The 17,172-nt window shown below is 70.0% G+C and carries 17 protein-coding genes; 10 read left to right on the top strand and 7 right to left on the bottom strand.

The features are described 5' to 3' along the window. Positions 1 to 7 precede the first annotated feature (7 nt). A complete protein-coding gene (locus tag ACIO52_RS22610; RefSeq protein ID WP_402646493.1) occupies positions 8 to 238 on the top strand; it encodes a hypothetical protein in 231 nt (76 codons plus the stop codon). Here ACIO52_RS22610 and ACIO52_RS22605 read toward each other — a convergent pair. Further along, complete coding sequence (locus ACIO52_RS22605; protein ID WP_218717873.1) at positions 214 to 840, bottom strand: TetR/AcrR family transcriptional regulator; 627 nt, start codon at positions 838 to 840, stop codon at positions 214 to 216. The genes ACIO52_RS22610 and ACIO52_RS22605 overlap by 25 nt on opposite strands. 107 nt (positions 841 to 947) lie before the next feature. Between ACIO52_RS22605 and ACIO52_RS22600 the strand changes: the two genes are divergently transcribed. Continuing rightward, positions 948 to 2,870, top strand: coding sequence for an acyl-CoA dehydrogenase family protein (locus ACIO52_RS22600; RefSeq protein ID WP_342801617.1), 1,923 nt, complete (start codon positions 948 to 950; stop codon positions 2,868 to 2,870). A 124-nt stretch (positions 2,871 to 2,994) separates the two neighbouring features. On the opposite strand, the gene ACIO52_RS22595 is transcribed toward ACIO52_RS22600, so the two are convergent. The 4 genes from ACIO52_RS22595 to ACIO52_RS22580 all read right to left on the bottom strand — a co-directional run bounded on the left by ACIO52_RS22595 (position 2,995) and on the right by ACIO52_RS22580 (position 9,210). After that, the gene (locus tag ACIO52_RS22595) at positions 2,995 to 4,224 is read right to left on the bottom strand and encodes a diguanylate cyclase domain-containing protein (RefSeq protein WP_402646489.1); all 1,230 of its coding nucleotides are present in this window, start codon (positions 4,222 to 4,224) and stop codon (positions 2,995 to 2,997) included. Positions 4,225 to 4,438: 214 nt separating this feature from the next. Then, positions 4,439 to 5,851 carry a phytoene desaturase family protein gene (locus ACIO52_RS22590; RefSeq protein ID WP_402646486.1) on the bottom strand — a complete coding sequence of 471 codons (1,413 nt, stop codon included), beginning with the start codon at positions 5,849 to 5,851 and terminating at the stop codon, positions 4,439 to 4,441. A 14-nt stretch (positions 5,852 to 5,865) separates the two neighbouring features. Beyond that, positions 5,866 to 7,677: a DUF3556 domain-containing protein gene (locus ACIO52_RS22585; RefSeq protein WP_218717869.1), complete on the bottom strand. Its 1,812-nt coding sequence runs from the start codon at positions 7,675 to 7,677 to the stop codon at positions 5,866 to 5,868. A 90-nt stretch (positions 7,678 to 7,767) separates the two neighbouring features. After that, positions 7,768 to 9,210: a class I adenylate-forming enzyme family protein gene (locus tag ACIO52_RS22580; protein ID WP_218717868.1), complete on the bottom strand. Its 1,443-nt coding sequence runs from the start codon at positions 9,208 to 9,210 to the stop codon at positions 7,768 to 7,770. A 160-nt stretch (positions 9,211 to 9,370) separates the two neighbouring features. Between ACIO52_RS22580 and ACIO52_RS22575 the strand changes: the two genes are divergently transcribed. The 3 genes from ACIO52_RS22575 to ACIO52_RS22565 all read left to right on the top strand — a co-directional run bounded on the left by ACIO52_RS22575 (position 9,371) and on the right by ACIO52_RS22565 (position 12,302). After that, a complete protein-coding gene (locus ACIO52_RS22575) occupies positions 9,371 to 10,591 on the top strand; it encodes a CdaR family transcriptional regulator (protein ID WP_218717867.1) in 1,221 nt (406 codons plus the stop codon). A 223-nt stretch (positions 10,592 to 10,814) separates the two neighbouring features. Beyond that, the gene (locus ACIO52_RS22570) at positions 10,815 to 11,390 is read left to right on the top strand and encodes a hypothetical protein (protein ID WP_402646482.1); all 576 of its coding nucleotides are present in this window, start codon (positions 10,815 to 10,817) and stop codon (positions 11,388 to 11,390) included. 81 nt (positions 11,391 to 11,471) lie between these two features. Beyond that, a complete protein-coding gene (locus ACIO52_RS22565; RefSeq protein ID WP_402646479.1) occupies positions 11,472 to 12,302 on the top strand; it encodes an alpha/beta fold hydrolase in 831 nt (276 codons plus the stop codon). Positions 12,303 to 12,347: 45 nt separating this feature from the next. On the opposite strand, the gene ACIO52_RS22560 is transcribed toward ACIO52_RS22565, so the two are convergent. Then, complete coding sequence (locus tag ACIO52_RS22560; RefSeq protein WP_402646476.1) at positions 12,348 to 12,743, bottom strand: nuclear transport factor 2 family protein; 396 nt, start codon at positions 12,741 to 12,743, stop codon at positions 12,348 to 12,350. A gap of 126 nt (positions 12,744 to 12,869) precedes the next feature. Here ACIO52_RS22560 and ACIO52_RS22555 point away from each other — a divergent pair, with 126 nt between their 5' ends. The 4 genes from ACIO52_RS22555 to ACIO52_RS22540 all read left to right on the top strand — a co-directional run bounded on the left by ACIO52_RS22555 (position 12,870) and on the right by ACIO52_RS22540 (position 15,323). Next, the gene (locus ACIO52_RS22555) at positions 12,870 to 13,472 is read left to right on the top strand and encodes a TetR/AcrR family transcriptional regulator (RefSeq protein WP_342801612.1); all 603 of its coding nucleotides are present in this window, start codon (positions 12,870 to 12,872) and stop codon (positions 13,470 to 13,472) included. A gap of 39 nt (positions 13,473 to 13,511) precedes the next feature. Continuing rightward, entirely contained in the window at positions 13,512 to 14,387 is an 876-nt protein-coding gene (locus ACIO52_RS22550; RefSeq protein WP_342801611.1) for a siderophore-interacting protein, read from the top strand. A 100-nt stretch (positions 14,388 to 14,487) separates the two neighbouring features. Continuing rightward, entirely contained in the window at positions 14,488 to 14,949 is a 462-nt protein-coding gene (locus tag ACIO52_RS22545) for a MarR family winged helix-turn-helix transcriptional regulator (protein ID WP_218717862.1), read from the top strand. Then, positions 14,946 to 15,323, top strand: a complete 378-nt coding sequence (locus ACIO52_RS22540) for a DUF5313 family protein (RefSeq protein ID WP_218717861.1) — start codon at positions 14,946 to 14,948, stop codon at positions 15,321 to 15,323. Before ACIO52_RS22545 ends, ACIO52_RS22540 begins: the two co-directional genes overlap by 4 nt. Before the next feature lie 8 nt (positions 15,324 to 15,331). Here ACIO52_RS22540 and ACIO52_RS22535 read toward each other — a convergent pair whose 3' ends face one another. Beyond that, positions 15,332 to 16,021: a TetR/AcrR family transcriptional regulator gene (locus ACIO52_RS22535; protein WP_218717860.1), complete on the bottom strand. Its 690-nt coding sequence runs from the start codon at positions 16,019 to 16,021 to the stop codon at positions 15,332 to 15,334. 205 nt (positions 16,022 to 16,226) lie between these two features. Between ACIO52_RS22535 and ACIO52_RS22530 the strand changes: the two genes are divergently transcribed. Then, positions 16,227 to 17,168 (top strand): alpha/beta fold hydrolase, encoded by a 942-nt coding sequence (locus ACIO52_RS22530; protein WP_218717859.1) that lies wholly within the window; start codon positions 16,227 to 16,229, stop codon positions 17,166 to 17,168. Positions 17,169 to 17,172: the final 4 nt, after the last annotated feature.

The raw sequence follows: 17,172 nt of genomic DNA, 5'->3' as shown, positions 1-17,172 counted from the left end.
GCGTGCAGTGCTGATCCAGGGGCTCGGTCCCGCCGACGACGGCTACCTCGACACGGTGGCCTTCGTCTTCATCAACACCGGGTTCGCCGCCGTCGTGCGCGCCGCCGCGGTCGAGGTCACCGCGGCGGAGCGGGCCGACGCCATCACGATGACCGCCCGCATGATGGGCACCTGGCTGGCGGCCGAGGTCGCCGAGCGGGAACGGGCGGAGGCTCAGGCGGCGCGCATGGCCCGGTAGACGGCCGCGCCGACGAAGGCCCCGAGTTCGTCGGGCGCCCAGCCGGATCCGCTGGTGAACAGGGTCCGCACCGCGCCCTCGCCGGCCGAGACCCACAGCTCCACCAGGGCGGGCAGCTTGTGTTCGGCATCGACGGTGCCCCAGGCGTGCAGCGTCGGGCGCAGCAACTCGGTGCAGCGCGCGATCGCCAGGGTCCGGCCCCGGCCGAAGGACGCGGCGACCGCGGGATCGGGATTGCCGTACAGCAGTCGCCACGCGGCGGGCCTGCTCGCCACCTTGTGCAGCAGCGCGCGATAGCCCTCGACGAAGACCGTCTCGTCGGCGTCGGTCGCGCGCGGTGGCAGGACGTCGAGCACGCCGGAGACGAGGAAGGCCTCCTCGCGCTCGATCAGCGCGTCGATCAGCTGGACCCGATCCGGGAAGCAGGCGTAGACGACCGGCCTGGTCACGCCCATGTGCTCGGCGATCGCCCCCATGGTCACCGCGGCGATACCCTGCTCGGCCGCGATCGCCAGCGCGGCGTCGAGGACCTGGGGGCGCCGCCGCTCCGGACCCAGATGTGCCGCCCGTTCTCGCCGCCGCACGGCCGACTCGCTACCCATCGCACCACGATAGCAATCGCCGACAGCTTCCTACACATGTGTAGATAAATGCTACATTCATGAATGAAGCGTCCGACAACGCTAGACGCCCGCACGAGGAGCCGACGATGCCCCAGGTCCTGTTCAACCCGAAGAGCTGCGATTTCGCCCAGTTCGACCCGGAGACCCGCAGGCTGCTGCACGCGGTCGTCGACTGGTTCGAGGCCCGCGGCAAGGTCCGGCTGCTCCAGGACGACAAGGAACAGGTCTGGCCCGCGGACTTCGTGGACTTCGTCAAGCGCGAGCGCCTGTTCGCGACGTTCCTGACCCCGGCCGCCGAGGCCGACGGCGACCCGAACAAGCGCTGGGACACCGGCCGCAACGCCGTGCTCAGCCAGATCTTCGGCTTCTACGGCATGACCTACTGGTACGTCTGGCAGGTCACCATCCTGGGCCTCGGGCCGATCTGGCAGAGCGGCAACGCCGCGGCCAAGAAGAAGGCGGCCGCCCAGCTCGACTCCGGGGAGATCTTCGCCTTCGGGCTCTCGGAGAAGGAGCACGGCGCCGACGTGTACTCCACCGACATGATCGTCGACCCGCAGCCCGACGGGGGGTACTCGGCCACCGGCGCCAAGCACTACATCGGCAACGGCAACCTGGCTTCGATGGTCTCGGTGTTCGGCCGCCGGTCCGACAAGCCGATCATCGACAGCGCCGAGGCGCTGACCGCCAAGCCGACCGAAGCGGATTACGAGGGGTATCTGTTCTTCGTCGCCGACAGCCAGCACCCGGCCTACAAGCTGCGGCGCAACGTGGTCAACAGCCAGATCTACGTCGCGGCCTTCGAGCTGGACAACTACCCGGTCGCCGAGGCCGACATCCTGCATCGTGGTGAGGACGCCTTCCACGCGGCGATGAACACCGTCAACGTCGGCAAGTTCAACCTCGGCTTCGGCGCCATCGGCGCCTGTGAGCACTCCTTCTACGAGGCGATCGATCACGCCGAGAACCGGATCCTGTTCGGGCACAGGGTGACCGAGTTTCCGCAGGTGCGCTCGCTGATCGCCGACTCCTACGCGCGCATCGTCGCGATGAAGCTCTACAGCGAGCGTGCGATCGACTACATGCGCTCGGCCTCGCCGCAGGATCGTCGCTACCTGCTGTTCAACGCCATCGAGAAGATGTCGGTGACCCGGCAGGGGCAGCGCGTCATCGAGGATCTCGCCGACGTCATCGCCGCGCGCGGTTTCGAGAACGACATGTACTTCCCGGTCGCGATGACGGCCATGTTCGGCCTGCCGCGGCTCGAGGGCACCGTGCACGTGAACATGGCGCTGTCGCTGAAGTTCATGGCCAACTACATGTTCCACCCGGCCGACGCGGGACTGGCCGCGCTGCAATCGATTCCCGGCGCCGCGGTGGCTCCCGCTGGTGCCGCGCGGGCGGTGACCAACGCGCTGAGCTGGTCGAGCCGCAAGCTCGCGCCGCGACTCGGCGCGGTGGTGAAGCCGCTGCGCGCCGAATTCGCCAGTGCCGGCTACGCTCCGGTGCCGACCCGGCGCGACCCCGCCGACGACGAGTTCCTGTTCCGCCAGGGTCCGAGCAGTGGCCTCGGCCGGATCCGCTTCGCCGACTGGCGGCCGGTCTTCGAGGGCTTCCGCGACGTGCCGAACGTGGCGGTGTTCCTGGAGCAGGTGCGCGCGCTGCAGGGCCTGCTGGCCGCGGCGGGGCCGACGGCCGCGCAGCGCCAGGATGTCGACTTCCTGTTCGCCCTCGGCGAGTTGTTCACCGCGGTGCCCTACGCTCAGCTGATCCTGGAACAGGCGCGCATCGACGGCACCGACGCCTCGGTGCTCGACCAGATCTTCGACGGCTTCGTGCGCACCTTCTCCGCGAACGCGGTGACGCTGCACAACAAGCCCACCGCGACGCCCGCCCAGCAGCGCCGCGCGCTCGACCTGGTCCGTCGGCCCGTCGTCGACGACGCGCGCTTCGACCGGGTGCTCACCGAGGCCCGCTCGCTGGCCGGCGCCTACCGCATGAACCCCTAGCCGGGAGGCGTTTCCCGCGAACTCGAATTATGTTGCTGTGCAACATTATTGATAGTGTTCGTGTCGGTGGTGTGGCCGACGGATCCCGCAGACCCGTTGCGCCGCACCACCTCTGGGGGATCGATCAGGAACCGGTGCCGACCGGATCCCAGTGCCGCAGGATCCAGCGGTTCTTGCCGAGTGCCTTGGCCGCGTAGAGGCAGTTGTCGGCGGCGGTCAGCAGGTCGCGGGGCTCGGCGCCGGCGATCCGCGCGAAGATCGCGCCGAGGCTGATGGTGATCTGGATCTCGTGCTCGGCGACCACGAAGGGTTCGTCGACGGCGGCGTGGAGCAGATCGACGGTGCGCTGGATGCGTGCCTCGTCGGCCGGGGGTGGCAGCACCGCGATGAACTCGTCGCCACCGATACGCGCGAGCACATCGGTCTCGGGATCGAGGCAGGCCTGCATGCGCGCGGCGACCTCGATGAGCAGGCTGTCGCCGACGGCGTGCCCGAAGGCGTCGTTGATCTCCTTGAAGCCGTCCATGTCCAGCGCGCACACCGCGGCGATGTCGTCCGGCGCCGCCTCGGTGATCAGGGTGTCGAGCTGGGCGAGCAGATGCCTGCGGTTGGCCAGGGCGGTGAGGGGGTCGTGGTGGGCCTGCCAGTGCAGGCGTTCGGTGGTGGTACGCCGCTCGGTGGTGTCCTCGCCGAAGCCGAGCAGGTAGCTGCCGCCGGAGGCGGAGACGCACCGGGTGACCGTCCAGTTCGCCCAGCCTTCGCTACCGTCGGGGCGCACGTATTCGCCTTCGATCCGGATGGTGCCGGTCTCGGAGCGTTCGAGTTCGCCGTGGACGCGCTCCCTGGCCTGGTGCACCTCCTCCTCGGCCAGATCGAAGCCCGAGGTGCCCTGGAGCTCGGCCAGGGTCTTGCCGGTCAGCCGCTCGAAGGCGGGATTGGCGTTGATGATGTTGCCGTAGGCGTCGCCGATGGAGATGGCGATGGACGCGTGCCGGAACGCCGCCTCCAGCCCCTCGGTAGCGGGCGTGGCCGCCTGTGCCAGTGCCCGCGCGAAGCCCTGCCCGAATCCACCCGCGAGGGTGCCGAACGCCGCCGTATCGGCGCCGGTCGCCTCGGTCATGGCCTGCAGGATCGGCATCGACCGGGCGATGGCCACCGGATCGGCGCAGCCGAGGTCGTGCACGGCGGCTCCGGCCCGCTCGGCGACGGCGGGATCGGGACGCCCGGTGGCGAGGGCGGCCAGCAGTCGATCGGTCCAGGCCGCGAGCTCGGCCACGAGCCGCTCCGGGGGCGCGGTGTCGTCGGCGGCGGCGAGTAGCTGCGCGGCCCAGCGCGCGGCGAATGCGCGGGACATGTCGGCTGACCACCTCCTGACCGAGTGGGATCGGCAACCAGCTATGGGCTGGCAACCGAACCTACCACCTGCGGAAACGGTCGACGCCAGGGTTGCCGAACTCCAGGTCGATCGTCCGACAAGGAAGGCTCCGCGGACTGGGCCGACCACTCGTCGGAGGTGGGGGCCTGCGCCGCCGCCGGCGTGCCCGGAGGCCGATCGGAGTGCCGCGCGGTCAGCGGAGGCGGCGCAGTGCCCGCTCGGCCGCGTTGGCGCCACACATGCCGTGCGCGCCCGGCCCCGGAGGGGTCGCCGCCGAGCACAGGTAGTGGCCGGGGAGACCGATGTCGTACGGCTGCAGTGTTTTTCGTGGGCCGAAGACCAGCTGGGAGATGTCCTTGGCGCCGGTCATGATGTTGCCGCCGACGTAGTTGGGGTTGTAGTCGGCGAACTCCGTGGTGGTGCGGGTGGTGGAGCCGACCACCCGGTCGCGGAAACCGGGGGCGAAGCGTTCGAGCTGGGCGATGATCGCCTCGGTGGCGTCGCCGGTGTAGCCGCGGGGGACGTGGGCGTAGGTCCACACCGGGTGGACCGAGCCCACCGACCGCTGCGGATCGGCGAGGTACTGCTGGCCGACCAGGACGAACGGGCGTTGCGGCATCCGGCCCGCGTGGATGTAGCGCTCGCCCGCCGCGATCTCGGCGAACGAGCCCCCGAGATGCACGGTGCCCGCCCGGCGGGCCGCCTCGACCGTCCACGGGACGCCGCCCTCGACGGCGAAGTCGACCTTGAAAGCGCCGGGGCCGTACCGGAATCGACGATAGGCGCGGGCGACCCGGACGGGCAGCCGGTCGCCGAGGATCTCGGCGACCGCGGTCGGCGCGACATCCCAGACGGTGATGTCGGAGGCGGGCAGGTCGGCGGCCGACCGCACCCGCACCCCGGTCTCGACCTTGCCGCCGTGATCGGCCAGGACGGCCACCATGCCGTCGGCGATCCGCTGTGAGCCGCCGACGGCCACCGCCCAGCCGTAGCGGTGTCCCGCGGTCAGAATGCCGAGCCCGATACTCGCGCTCAGCGGCCGTTCGAGCGGATGAAACGCGTGCGCGGCGACACCGCCGAACAGGGCCCGCCCGGGTTCGGTGCGGAAGGCCCGCGCCAGCACGGACGCGGGCGCCGTCGCGGGAATGCCGAAGCGCGCCAGCCGGAACGGATGCCGGGGGAGCCGCAGCAGCGGCCGCATGATGTCCGCGCCGGTCTCGTCGTAGCCGGCGACCGTCCGCTCGAACAGGGCGCGCCACAGCCGTTCGTCGTCACCGAGACCGGCGGCGGTCTCGATGACCGACCGGTGCAGGACCCCGGCGCTGCCGTCGTCGAGCGGATGTACGCAGTCGAGGTCGGCCCACGCCCAGCGCAGACCGTATCGCTCGAGATCGATCCGCCGCAGGAACGGCGACCCCACGGCCATCGGGTGGATGGCCGAGCAGTGGTCGTGCAGCAGACCGGGCACGATCGCCTCGCTCGAGCGGGTACCGCCACCGATCGTGTCCGCCGCCTCGAGCACCGTCACCGCCACCCCGGCCATGGCCAGGGTGATGGCCGCGGCCAACCCGTTGGGGCCGCTACCGACCACTGTCGCCGTCGTCATCGACTCGTCCTCTCCTACTCGGCCGACTGGGCCGCGGTGTCGTGCTGCGGGGTGATCGTGCCGGTGACGTCTTCGCGTCGCCAGGTCACCCGGTGCGGGATGGGGCCGTCCGGCAGCCACGGCAGCGCGGCCACCGCGTCGGCGACCTCCCAGGTACCGCGCTCGAGCACGCCGAGCGCGGCGTCGACCACCATGTACTGCTGGGTGCCGCGGTGGATCGGCTGCGACTCCACCCACACCACGATCCATTCTCCCGGTGCGAACCCGACCCGGGCTTGCACCGCGTCGATCAGATCGAGGTTGTGCAGGTGACCGTCGCCGAAATTGAAGCCGATCAGCGAGTTACAGGCGAACTCGGCCTCGCGCACCGTCCAGCTGTCCAGCGCGGGAACGTGCTTGTACAGCAGCGAGAACAGGCCGCGGCCCTGACTGTGCATCGACCGCCAGGCGATGGTCTGCTGCATGGTGATCTCGGCGACCTCCGGCGGGTAGCCCATGGCCAGCAGCTGGTCGATCTGGTTGTCGGCGGGCCGGTGCGCGATGGTGTTGAGCTTCGCCTCCGCGCCGGGGGAGAAGGCCCACAGCGCCGAGGCCCAGTTGCCCGCGTACTGGCGCATGGACGGCAGGAACGACACCAGGTCCGGCCGCAGATTGCCCAGCACCGGGAAGAACGCGAGACCCGCCGCGATCGCCACCGTCAGCCACGGCGAGGACATGTCGAACACGCCGTAGCCCGCCGAGTTCGGGAAGCCGAGGAACAGGAACACGGTCAGGTAGGCGAACAGGATGTTCCACTCCAGCGGCACCGCCAGCGGGAACGTCGAGGTGATGAACAGGTGGAAGATCACCATCATCGCGACGCCGGCCAGGTTCAGCCAGTGGTTGGTGGTGAACAGCAGCACGATCGGGGTGACCACCTCGACGGTGGTGCCGCCGACGTGGGCCATGAACGAGGCCAGCCCCGACGGGCGGATGTCGTGCGGGAAGTCGCGGTAGTGCGCGCGCTTGATCGACCGGAACGGCATCGACGGGCTGTTGGACACCATCGGCGGCACCACATTGGTGAAGTGCTTGCCGAATTTGGACACCCCGGCGCCGACCCACACGATCACGATCAGCAGCTTCGCCGCGATGATCATGTCGGTGAACGGCAGCACCGCGAAGAACAGCAGCGCGGGCAGGTACTGCTCGCCCCGGGCCGCCAGGAAGATCGTCTTGTCGCGCAGGCCGCACAGCACGTACAGCACGATCGGCGCGATCAGCAGGGCGGGCCGCACCAGCCCGGACGTGTTGTCCGGCAGGGCTTCCAGCAGTGACGCGGTGGTCTTGCCCGGTGCCAGCAGCGCGACCAGCAGGGACGCGAGGAAGCCGAGATAGAGACCCACGTCGAGCAGGGTGCGGGAGTTGCCGTCGGTGAACGGCACCCGATGCCACGGCCGCAGCCTGATGCTGCCGCGCCGGGCGAAATACAGCGCGCCGCCGGTCATCGGCTTGAACTTGCCCGCCAGCGGCCCCCAGGAACCGGCGACACCGATCGCCTCGAGCAGCACCGTCCACAGGACCAGCTTCTGGTAGACGATCGGCTGGTTCCACCACTGCGCGATATCCCAGAACGGCCCGGTGCCCGACGTCGCGGTCGCCACCAGGACGCCGCCGAGCATGTAGAGCACCAGCAATTTCATGATGTAGATGGTGTGGATCATCTTCGGCGTGCCGAAGCCGTATTCGGCCCAGTGCAACGCCAGCGTCCGAACACGTTCGCGCAATGGCAGATCCAGAAATGTCTCGGTATCCACCGGCGGGAAATCTCCCGTCTTGAAGCCCATGGCGCTGTTCCTTTCCTTCTGCTCGCGGGCGCGGCGGACCGCGACCGAAAGTCCGACTTTCGTTCGAATCGAATTGCGGCGCAGTGGCGCTCAGCCGCGCGTGGCGAGTATCCGCAGCTGCTTCTTGTCGATCTTGCCGACCGGATTACGCGGCATCTCGGCCGTGAGCACGATCGCGGCGGGCACCTTGAACGCGGCCAGCTCCGCCCGGCAGTGCTCGGTGAGCTCCTCGGCGGTGACGGTGGCCCGCGGCGCGGCCACCACATGGGCGACCGGCACCTCGCCGAGCACGGGGTCGGGCACCCCGACGACCGCGGCCTCGTGGACCGCCGGGTGCCGGTAGAGGGCGTTCTCGATCTCCTTGGGGTACAGGTTCTCGCCGCCGCGGATGATCATGTCCTTGATCCGGTCGACCAGGACCAGGTAACCGTCGGCGTCGAAGTAGCCGACATCGCCGGTGCGCAGCCACCCGTCCACGACGGTGGCCGCGGTCTCGGCGGGCTTGCCGAGATAGCCCCGCATGACATTCGGCCCGCGGACGACGACCTCACCGGGTTCGCCGGGTGCCGACAGCGCGCCCTCGGGATCCATGATCGCCACCGTCTGACCGGGCAGCGGGAGACCGACCGTGCCCGGTTTGCGCTGTCCCACCACCGGATTCAGGGTGGACGCGCAGGTGCCCTCGGACAGGCCGTAGCCCTCGACGATCGGCACGCCGTAGCGCCGCTGGAAGCGATCGATGAGCTCGGCCGGCATGGGTGCCGCGCCGCAGATCGCCAGCCGCAGTGAGGACGTGTCGGGGTGCTCGCCGTCGGGCTGGGCCACCAGCATCGCGTAGATCGCGGGCACCGCCGAGAAATAGGTGGGCCGGATCCGGGCGACGGTGTCGACGAACCCGGACGCGGAGAACCGGCCCGCGATGGTGGTGCGTCCGCCCGCCAGCAGCGGCGACAGCACGCTGACCACGATGCCGTTGACGTGGAACAGCGGCAGGATCAGCAGGCTGTGGTCGGTCGCGTCCAGGCCGAGCGCGCCGATGATCATCGTGCACATGGCGGCGAGGTTCTCGTGACCGAGCAGCACGCCCTTGGGCCTGCCGGTGGTGCCGCTGGTGTAGATGATCAACGCCAGGCTGTTGATGGGCGCCGCGACGGCGACCGGGCCCGCGGACCGGGCGAGGTCGGCGACATCGAGGGTGATACCCGCCCGCCCGGGCTCGCCGATCACGACCTCGGCGCCCGAATCCTGGATCTGGTACCGGATGTCGTCATCGGTGAGCCCGGGATTGACGGGCGTGACCGCGGCGCCGAGCCGCCAGGCGGCGAACAGGATCACCACGAGTTCCACCCGGTTGGGCAGCACGACGGCGACGACGTCGTCGGCCCGCACACCCGCCCGGTGCAGCACCGACGCGGCGGCCTCGACCCGCGCGTGGAACTGCGCGTTCGACAGGCTGGTCGCGTCGTCGGCCACGGCGTGTCCGTGCGGATCGGTGGTGGCTCTGACCTCGGGCAATTCGGCGATGTGTCGCATGATTCCTCACCGTGACGGATGTGATCTGGATTACATGTCCCAAGGTAGGGGCCGGATCCGGCGCCGCCTACGGGCCCGCGGCCCAGCATTGCGGCGCGGTGTTGTGCCACGAGCACAAACAGCGCCGTCCGGTGGGCCGCCGGGGGTACTGTCTGCGGCCATGGCCGACGACAACGATCCCCTCGTCCGTGCGGTGGCGGGCCGGATCAAGGCGGACCTGGACCGGCTGGCGCCGACGATGACCTCGATGTTCGTCGAGGTCATCCCGGAATTCCGGCACGACGACGAGGTGCGCAGGCTGATGGTGGCCAGCACCGAGTCCAACCTCGCCGCGATCCTGGACATGCTCACCCTGGCCATCGGCCTCGACGACATCACCGTGCCGCCCGCCGCCGCCGAATACGCGCGCCGCTTCGCCCAGCACGACCTGTCGCTGGAAGCGCTGCTGCGCGCCTACCGGCTCGGCGAGCACATGTTCGTGCAGTGGACGATGACCCTGCTGACCGAACTGAACCCGCCCACCGACGTCGCCCTGGCCACCGCCGCCCGCATCGCCGACCTCGTCAACGGCTACATCGATCAGGTGATCGAGGGCCTGATCGACATCTACGAGAGCGAACGCCGTCGCTGGGACGCGCGCACCGATGCCGCCCGCGCCGCTCAGGTCCGCGCGGTGCTCGACGCCGACGATCTGGATGTGGCCTCGGCCGAGCAGATGCTGGGCGTCTCGCTGCGTGGCTGGCAGCAGTTCGCGGTGCTGTGGACCCCGCCGGGCACGCGTGACCCCGGCGCGGTCCTGCGCGCGGGGACCGCGCTGGTGGCCGCCGCCACCGGCAAGACCCCGATGACCGTCGAGGTCGACGACTACAGCCGGTGGGTCTGGATCTCCTCGGCGGGCAAGCCGGTGCTCGACACCGAGGGCCTGGTCCGCGATCTGCGCGCGCACCCGAACCTGTCGGTGGCCCTGGGTGATCCGGCCACCGGCCTGGAGGGCTTCCGCCAGACCTGCCGGGACGCGCAGCGGGCCCGCACCGTCGCGTTGGCCACCCGCACGCACGGGCTCACCGGATACGCCGACGTGGCGCTGTCGGCACTGTTCACCGACCGCGTGCCCGCGGTGCAGGAGTGGGCGAGCCGGGTGCTGGGCGGACTGATGGCCGAGGACGAGGCGGCCGCGCGGCTGCGCGAAACGGTCCGGGCGTTCCTCGACGCGCGCGGCAGCTACACCGACGCCGCGGCCCGGCTGCACGTGCACAAGAACACCGTGCACTACCGGGTGCGCAAAGCCGAAGAGCTGCTGGGGCATCCGCTCGCCGAGCGCAGGCTAGACATCGAGGTGGCGCTGCGCGCCTGCGCGCAGCTGGGCCTGCCGAAGCCGTAATTCCGGCGTGGTCCGCTGTGAATGCCCACAGCGTTGCACCGAACCGTGTGCGGTCCGGGACGAGGGCACCGATGGTGGAGCCCTGGGAAGGTGATTCCCGGATCGATCGACGCACTACTGGGGAATCGCAATGAACGCACCGGAGAATCATCGGAACAGAGCCGCGCAGGAATGCAGGCCGAGGCCCTCGCGCCGGAATATCGACCCCTATATTCGGTCCGAAGTGGCCCGAATTCACGAGAATTGGCTCGGCGGCGCCGAATTCACGGCCTCCGCCCGCGCTGCCCGCATCGATGCCGAGGCCGCCGAACTGACCGGCCGCGTGGCCGTCGCCGAAGCCCGCATCCTCGACGATCTGCGCGCCGACTGGCGTGCCGTCCACGGCAGTGGGCTACCGTCGCCGCGCACCGTCGCCGCCCTGCGGAATACCGCGCGCGAGGACGCCCGCCACGCCGTGCTGTGCGAGTACCTCTATCCGCGGGTGTCGCCCGAGGCGATCGCGGAGCGGCACCGCGTCGAGTACCTCGCGGCCGACCGTCGCCTCAATGCCGCGGTTCACACCGACCTGCACCGGTGGCGGCGGCGCCCCGTGCACCCGACGCCCTCGACCCGCGCGATCGTGGCCAGGACCTGGGGCACGGTCCGATCCGGGGAGTTCCTCGCCCTGGCGCACGCCCTCGTCCAGACGCGCGTGGAGGACGGGCTGCCGCTGCCGGTGACCCCGCTGGACCCGTTGACCGAACAGCTCACCGAGGCCATCCGTGATCAGTTGGTGTCCGACGGCCTGCTGCCGGTCTGAGAGTTCGCCCGAATCGGCCGTCTGCCTCGAGTTACCGTGACCACACCACGACGATGTGGTGTGGGGAAGGAGGCATCGCGGATGCCACGTCTCGATATCGGTGGAACCTCGATCGCCTACGACGTGGCGGGATCGGGTCCGGCGATCGTCTTCCTGCACAATCTCGGCGGCGATCGCACCATCTGGCGGGCGCAGTACGAGGCCTTGCGGTCTTCGCACCGGGTCGTCGCGATCGACCTGATCGGCTACGGCGCATCGGACGCCCCCGACGACGGCTACACCCTGGAGAACTACCTCGCCATGGTCGAGGCGGTCTTCGTCGCACTGGATCTGCGCGAGGTCACGCTGGTCGGGCACTGCTTCGGCAGCGCGCTGTCGCTGCTGTTCACCCAGGCGCGTCCGGACCTGGTGCGGTCGCTGGTGCTCAGCAGCCCGCTGACCCCGGCCACGGTGAAACCGACCAGGACCGGCTGGGCGGCGCTGGTGGGCAAGCACGTACGCCTGGACTCGCTGCTGTCGATGGTGCGCATCCCCGGCCCGATCGCCGGGCTGATCGTGGCCGAGCAACTCGGCGCGGGCGGCGCGCACACCGACGAGACCGCCCGGCATCTGCGGTCGAGCTGGACCGAGCCGCGCAGGCTGATGGTGACCGCCGCGATCGCCCGGGAGATCCCGCGCCTGGCCATCCTCGACGAGTTCGTCCCGCCGCCGGACTTCCCGCCGATCACCACCGTCTGGGGCGCGCGCAACCGGGTACTCTCGGCCCCCGCGGGCGCGCGGCTGAACACGACGCTGCGGCCGGTGCGCGACATCGTCGTCGACGACGCCGGGCACCTGGTCATGGTGGAAGCCCCCGAAACCGTCACCGCCGCGGTGCTTTCGGCGATCGAGCACGCGAACCAGCAGCACTGACGAGTGTCGCCGGCGGGGCGGACCCACCGGCGAATACCCCGTGGCTCAGGAGATCTCGGCGGGTGCGGCCAGAGCGGCCTGCATGGCGACCCCGTCCACGTAGGTGTGCTTCTCCTTCACCGCGCCGTCCTCGACCAGCACCATGTCCGCGATGTCCACCTCGACGGTGCCGCCGGTGACGGAGGTGCCGGACAGCTTCCAGCGCACCACCCAGAAGTCGTCGCCGACCCGGAGATCGACCTGGGTGAACGTCAGATCGGGAACCAGGGCGAAGGTTTGTGCCGCGGCGGTGCGGATCTCGGCCCGCCCGTGCGCAGGCGCGCCGCCGGAATGCAGGTGGAAGATCGAATCGGTCGTGTGCAGGGCGACGATGCGATCGGGGTCGCGGTCGGCCCAGCAGGCGTGGTAGCGCTCGAACAGATCCTTGGTGGCATCGGACATGGTGGCCGGCCCCTTCTAAGATACAAACAGGATGACTGTATGTTCCCGGACGGTGGGTGACCGGTCAAGGGGCGAAGGGCCTCGATCGGCCGCCGCCGTCGTGCTGCCCTAGACTTCGACGTCGCCATGAACCCTGATCGCCGTACCCAAGCCGAGCGCTCGGCCGCCACGCGCGCCGCGGTGATCCGTGCCGGGCGAGAATTGTTCGGGCAGTACGGTTATGGCGCGGTCAGTACCATCGCGGTCGCCGAGGCCGCCGGGGTCAGTCGTGGCGCGCTGTATCACCAGTTCGCCGAGAAGAAGGATCTGTTCGAAGCGGTCTTCGAGGATCTCGAACGCAGTCTGGTCGAGGTGATCGCCGGCGCGGTCGCCGCGGCGCGCGAAGCGGATCCGATCGCGAGCCTGATCGTCGGCTGCCTGGCGTGGTTGCAGGCCTCGACCACCTCCGAGGTGCAGCGGATCGCGCTGCTGGACGCGCCCGCGGTGCTCGGGTGGAGCCGGTGGCGCGAGATCGAGTTGCGGCACACGATCGGGCTGGTGGAGAACGCGCTGGCCGGGGCGATGGCCGCCGGGCGGATCCGCGAGCAGCCGGTGCGGCCACTGGCGCTGGTGGTGGTGGGTGCGCTGGACGAGGCGGCGCAGTACCTCGCGAATTCCGGCGACGCGGAGGACATGACGGCCGTTCGCGGGGTCATCGAGCAGCTCATCTCGGGGCTCGCGATCGACTAGGGAGTGCCCGGTTGTCATTTGATAGGTTAGCCTTGCCTAATGGCAATCGAGACTGTGTCCCGTCCGACCATGGTCTACGCGCCGCTGCGGGTGTGCCGCACGGTGCGGCTGACCCCGCGCATGGTGCGCATCACCCTCCGCTGTGCGCATCCGGCCGCGCTCGGCGACACCGGGCCGGATCAGTACACGAAGCTGTTCTTCCCGCTGCCCGGCCAGTCGCGCCCCGTCGTGCCGCCGCCGCTGGACGACTCCGGCAGCGTGATGAGTTGGTATCAGCGGTATCTCGCCATGCCCGACGAGATCCGCCCGCCGATGCGCACCTACACCATCCGGGCGCAACGACCCGAGATCGGTGAGCTGGACATCGATTTCGCGCTGCACGCCGAGCACGCCGGCCCCGCCTCCGACTGGGCGTCGACCGCGGCGCCCGGCGACGAGATCGGGCTGCTGTGCCCGCCGCACGCGCTTTACGCTCCGCCGCCGGATCCCGCCTGGCAGTTGCTGATCGGTGACGAGACCGCGATTCCGGCCATCGGCGCGATCGTCGAACGCCTCGACGTCGCGGCGTCGGTGCGCGCGTTCATCGAGGTCGCCGGACCGACCGACGAGCAGCGGTTCGACACGCGCGGTGACGTGCGCGTCCAGTGGGTGCATCGCGGCGATCGCCCGCACGGCGCGGCCTTGGTGGACGCGGTGTGCTCCGCCGAGCTTCCGGCGGCGGTGCCCTACGCGTGGATCTCCGGCGAGGCCGAGCTGGTGAAGCTCGCTCGGCGCAACCTCGTGCGCGACCGTGGTTTCGATAAGCGCGCGATCACCTTCACCGGCTACTGGCGCCAGGGTCGCACCGAGGAGGACAACGGCCGCGAGAAGGTCCGTCGCGCCGCCGCCGGGGAGCCGCTCGTCGACGAGGACTGACCAGCAGCGCCCTCGGCCGCACGGTCTGTGACGCCACTAATAGTTATTGCACTAACTATTAGTGGCACAATAGTGTGTGGACGAAGGAAGGCGGTGGACCATGCAGGAGCTCGACGACCCGTTGCGGCTCGACCGGCAGGTGTGTTTCGCCCTGGCGGTGGCCAACCGATCGGTGCTGGCGGTCTACCGGCCGCTGCTCGAACCGCTCGGCCTGACCCATCCGCAGTACTTGGTGATGCTGGCCCTGTGGGGCGAGGCGCCGATGTCGGTCAAGGCGGTCGCCGAGGCGATCCAGCTCGACTCGGCGACGCTGTCGCCGCTGCTCAAGCGGCTCGAGTCGGCCGGTCTCATCACTCGCCGCCGTGATCCGCACGACGAGCGGACGCTGCACATCGATCTCACCGACGCGGGTCGTGACCTGCGTCGGCAGGCCGAACAGATCCCGCCCGCCGTCGTCGACCGGCTGGGCGTGAGTCTGGCCGATCTGGAAGAATTGCGCGATGTCCTCGGCCGGGTCAACGCGGCCGCGCGACGCGCATCGGACGTGAGGGAGCACCAATGACCGCCTCGACCCCCAATCTCTGGCAGCGCGTGCGCTACGTCACCGGCGGCACCCTGCCGCCCTCGATGTCGGACTGGGTCCTGGCCGACCTGACCGGTCCCGGCGCCACCCGCCGCTACCTGATGCGCTTCCTGCTGCCCGTCCTGCCGATCCTGTGCCTGTTCCTGCTGGTCCCGGGCCCGCTCTGGATGGGGCTGTCGATGATGGCCCTGCTCTATCTGCCGCTGGTCTACTTCACCGTCGCCCTGGTCTACGTCTACCGGCGTCACCGTCTGGTCAGCCACGGCTTCGATCCGGAACTGGCCGACGAGGCCGAACGCCGCCGCGCCGACGCCGAGCGCGCCGCCTACGAGAGCCGCCACCAGCGCGGCTGAGCGCGGCATCAAGCCTGGGGGAGACCCTGGGAGATCGCGGCGAGGGTTTCGACGACGGGCTGATCCGGGTCGACGGTGACGCCCTTGCCGCGCAGAAAGCCGTCCAGGAGCTGACAGACCGAGTCGGTGCTGCGCTCGATGAATTCCTGGGTGGCGGTGGGATCCGGGGTGCCCGGTACGTCGAGCCACAGGTCGGTGACCGCGACGAGGAAGCCGACGATGCCACGGGCCAGGTGATCGACGCCGTCGGTGTCCAGCCCGACCGCGGCGAAGAGCGTTCTGGTGCGTTCGGCGAGGTCGCCGGACAGCCGCCTGCCCACGTCGAGCGGGCGGGCCGAGCCGTCGCCGGGCGGGATGCTCTGGGTGATCGCGACGTAGCGGAACACGTTCGGGTGGGTGAGCACGACCTCGGTGGCGGCGGTCAGGAACTGGTGCACGGTCGCCCTGCGGGTCTGCATCATCAGTGACAGATCCGGCGCCACCGCCCGGTAGATCTGGTCGACCAGCCAGTCCGCGACCGCCCGGTCGAGGTCGGACTTGTCGGTGAACATCCGGTACAGCCGTGGCTTCGCGACGCCCACTTCGGCCGCGATCGCCCCCATCGTCACCTGCGCGCCGTCGCGGCCGATGGCGCGGATCGCCCCGCGGACGACATCGTCGCGCGAGAGGATCCGCGCGGCCGAACGCCCCGATGTCATCGACATGTCCTTTGTTCTCTCCGCGTCGCCCGATGCCGTATCGGCAGCATACCGGCAGTTCCAGCCGCGCCGACCCCGCCGCGATCACAGCCGTCCTTGACAGGACCGCCGCCCGCCCTGGAAACTCACCGACGGTACCGGCGGTACCGTGAAAGAGAACCCGGAGTACATCGTGCAGTGGCGCACGTGTCCAGAAGGAATTCCCATGGCGGCTCACCTCGACCATCAGCCCAGTGTCCGACCCGAACCACGGCGACAGCATCGGGTCGGCAACGGTGACATCGAACTCGCCGTCTTCGAGTACGGACCGCCGGACGGTGTACCCGTGGTACTGGTGCATGGCTGGCCGGACACCCACCACCTGTGGGACGGCGTGATCGCGCTGCTGGCGGACCGATACCGCGTGCTCGCTTACGACACTCGCGGGTACGGCGAGTCCAGCGCGCCGCGCGCGGTGTCGGCGTATCGCCTCGACCGGCTCGCGACCGACTTCTTCGCCGTCGTCGATCAGCTCAGCCCGGAACAGCCGGTGCACGTCGTCGCGCACGACTGGGGCTCGGTCCAGGTCTGGGAGGCGGTGTGCGAGCACGGCGCCGACGAATTCGTCGCCTCGTTCACCTCGATCTCCGGCCCCAATCTCGACCATCTCGGCAAATTCCTGCGGGCGCCGCTGCGCACGCCGACCCCGCGCGCGGTGTGGAACACGCTGGCTCAGGGCCTGTCCTCGGCCTACACCGGGTTCTTCATGCTGCCGGTGCTGCCCGGCCTGTTCTTCCGGGTCGCCGGCTCGGCGCGGATGTGGCGGCTGTTCCTGCGCCTGGTCGAGGGCATCCGGCCCGAGCAGGTCACCGTGGCCGCGACCCTGCGCCGCGACATGGTCTCGGGCCTGCGCTTCTACAAGGCCAACATCCTGCCCCGGATGTTCTCCCCGCGCGACCGCCGCACCGCGGTGCCCGTGCAGCTGATCGTCAACACCCGCGATATCGCCGTGCGCCCGGCCGGCTACGACGGCTACGAGGACTGGGCCGACGAACTGATCCGCCACGACCTGCCGCGCGGCCACTGGCTGCCCTTCGCCGACCCCGGCGCGATCGCGGACTACGCGGACAAGTTCATCACGGCGCACTCGATCGACACCGGAAAGTAGTTCT

The organism is Nocardia sp. NPDC087230 (assembly GCF_044744725.1).
In the GTDB taxonomy this organism is placed as follows: Bacteria; Actinomycetota; Actinomycetes; order Mycobacteriales; family Mycobacteriaceae; genus Nocardia; species Nocardia canadensis.
This window is presented reverse-complemented; position numbering and strand designations above follow the sequence as displayed.

Excerpts from the sequence above, each read along its gene's own strand:
- ACIO52_RS22605 (WP_218717873.1), bottom strand. The coding sequence starts at position 840 with ATGGGTAGCGAGTCGGCCGTGCGGCGGCGAGAACGGGCGGCACATCTG.
- ACIO52_RS22600 (WP_342801617.1), top strand. The coding sequence starts at position 948 with ATGCCCCAGGTCCTGTTCAACCCGAAGAGCTGCGATTTCGCCCAGTTC.
- ACIO52_RS22595 (WP_402646489.1), bottom strand. The coding sequence starts at position 4,224 with ATGTCCCGCGCATTCGCCGCGCGCTGGGCCGCGCAGCTACTCGCCGCC.
- ACIO52_RS22590 (WP_402646486.1), bottom strand. The coding sequence starts at position 5,851 with ATGACGACGGCGACAGTGGTCGGTAGCGGCCCCAACGGGTTGGCCGCG.
- ACIO52_RS22585 (WP_218717869.1), bottom strand. The coding sequence starts at position 7,677 with ATGGGCTTCAAGACGGGAGATTTCCCGCCGGTGGATACCGAGACATTT.
- ACIO52_RS22580 (WP_218717868.1), bottom strand. The coding sequence starts at position 9,210 with ATGCGACACATCGCCGAATTGCCCGAGGTCAGAGCCACCACCGATCCG.
- ACIO52_RS22575 (WP_218717867.1), top strand. The coding sequence starts at position 9,371 with ATGGCCGACGACAACGATCCCCTCGTCCGTGCGGTGGCGGGCCGGATC.
- ACIO52_RS22565 (WP_402646479.1), top strand. The coding sequence starts at position 11,472 with ATGCCACGTCTCGATATCGGTGGAACCTCGATCGCCTACGACGTGGCG.
- ACIO52_RS22560 (WP_402646476.1), bottom strand. The coding sequence starts at position 12,743 with ATGTCCGATGCCACCAAGGATCTGTTCGAGCGCTACCACGCCTGCTGG.
- ACIO52_RS22555 (WP_342801612.1), top strand. The coding sequence starts at position 12,870 with ATGAACCCTGATCGCCGTACCCAAGCCGAGCGCTCGGCCGCCACGCGC.
- ACIO52_RS22550 (WP_342801611.1), top strand. The coding sequence starts at position 13,512 with ATGGCAATCGAGACTGTGTCCCGTCCGACCATGGTCTACGCGCCGCTG.
- ACIO52_RS22545 (WP_218717862.1), top strand. The coding sequence starts at position 14,488 with ATGCAGGAGCTCGACGACCCGTTGCGGCTCGACCGGCAGGTGTGTTTC.
- ACIO52_RS22540 (WP_218717861.1), top strand. The coding sequence starts at position 14,946 with ATGACCGCCTCGACCCCCAATCTCTGGCAGCGCGTGCGCTACGTCACC.
- ACIO52_RS22535 (WP_218717860.1), bottom strand. The coding sequence starts at position 16,021 with ATGACATCGGGGCGTTCGGCCGCGCGGATCCTCTCGCGCGACGATGTC.
- ACIO52_RS22530 (WP_218717859.1), top strand. The coding sequence starts at position 16,227 with ATGGCGGCTCACCTCGACCATCAGCCCAGTGTCCGACCCGAACCACGG.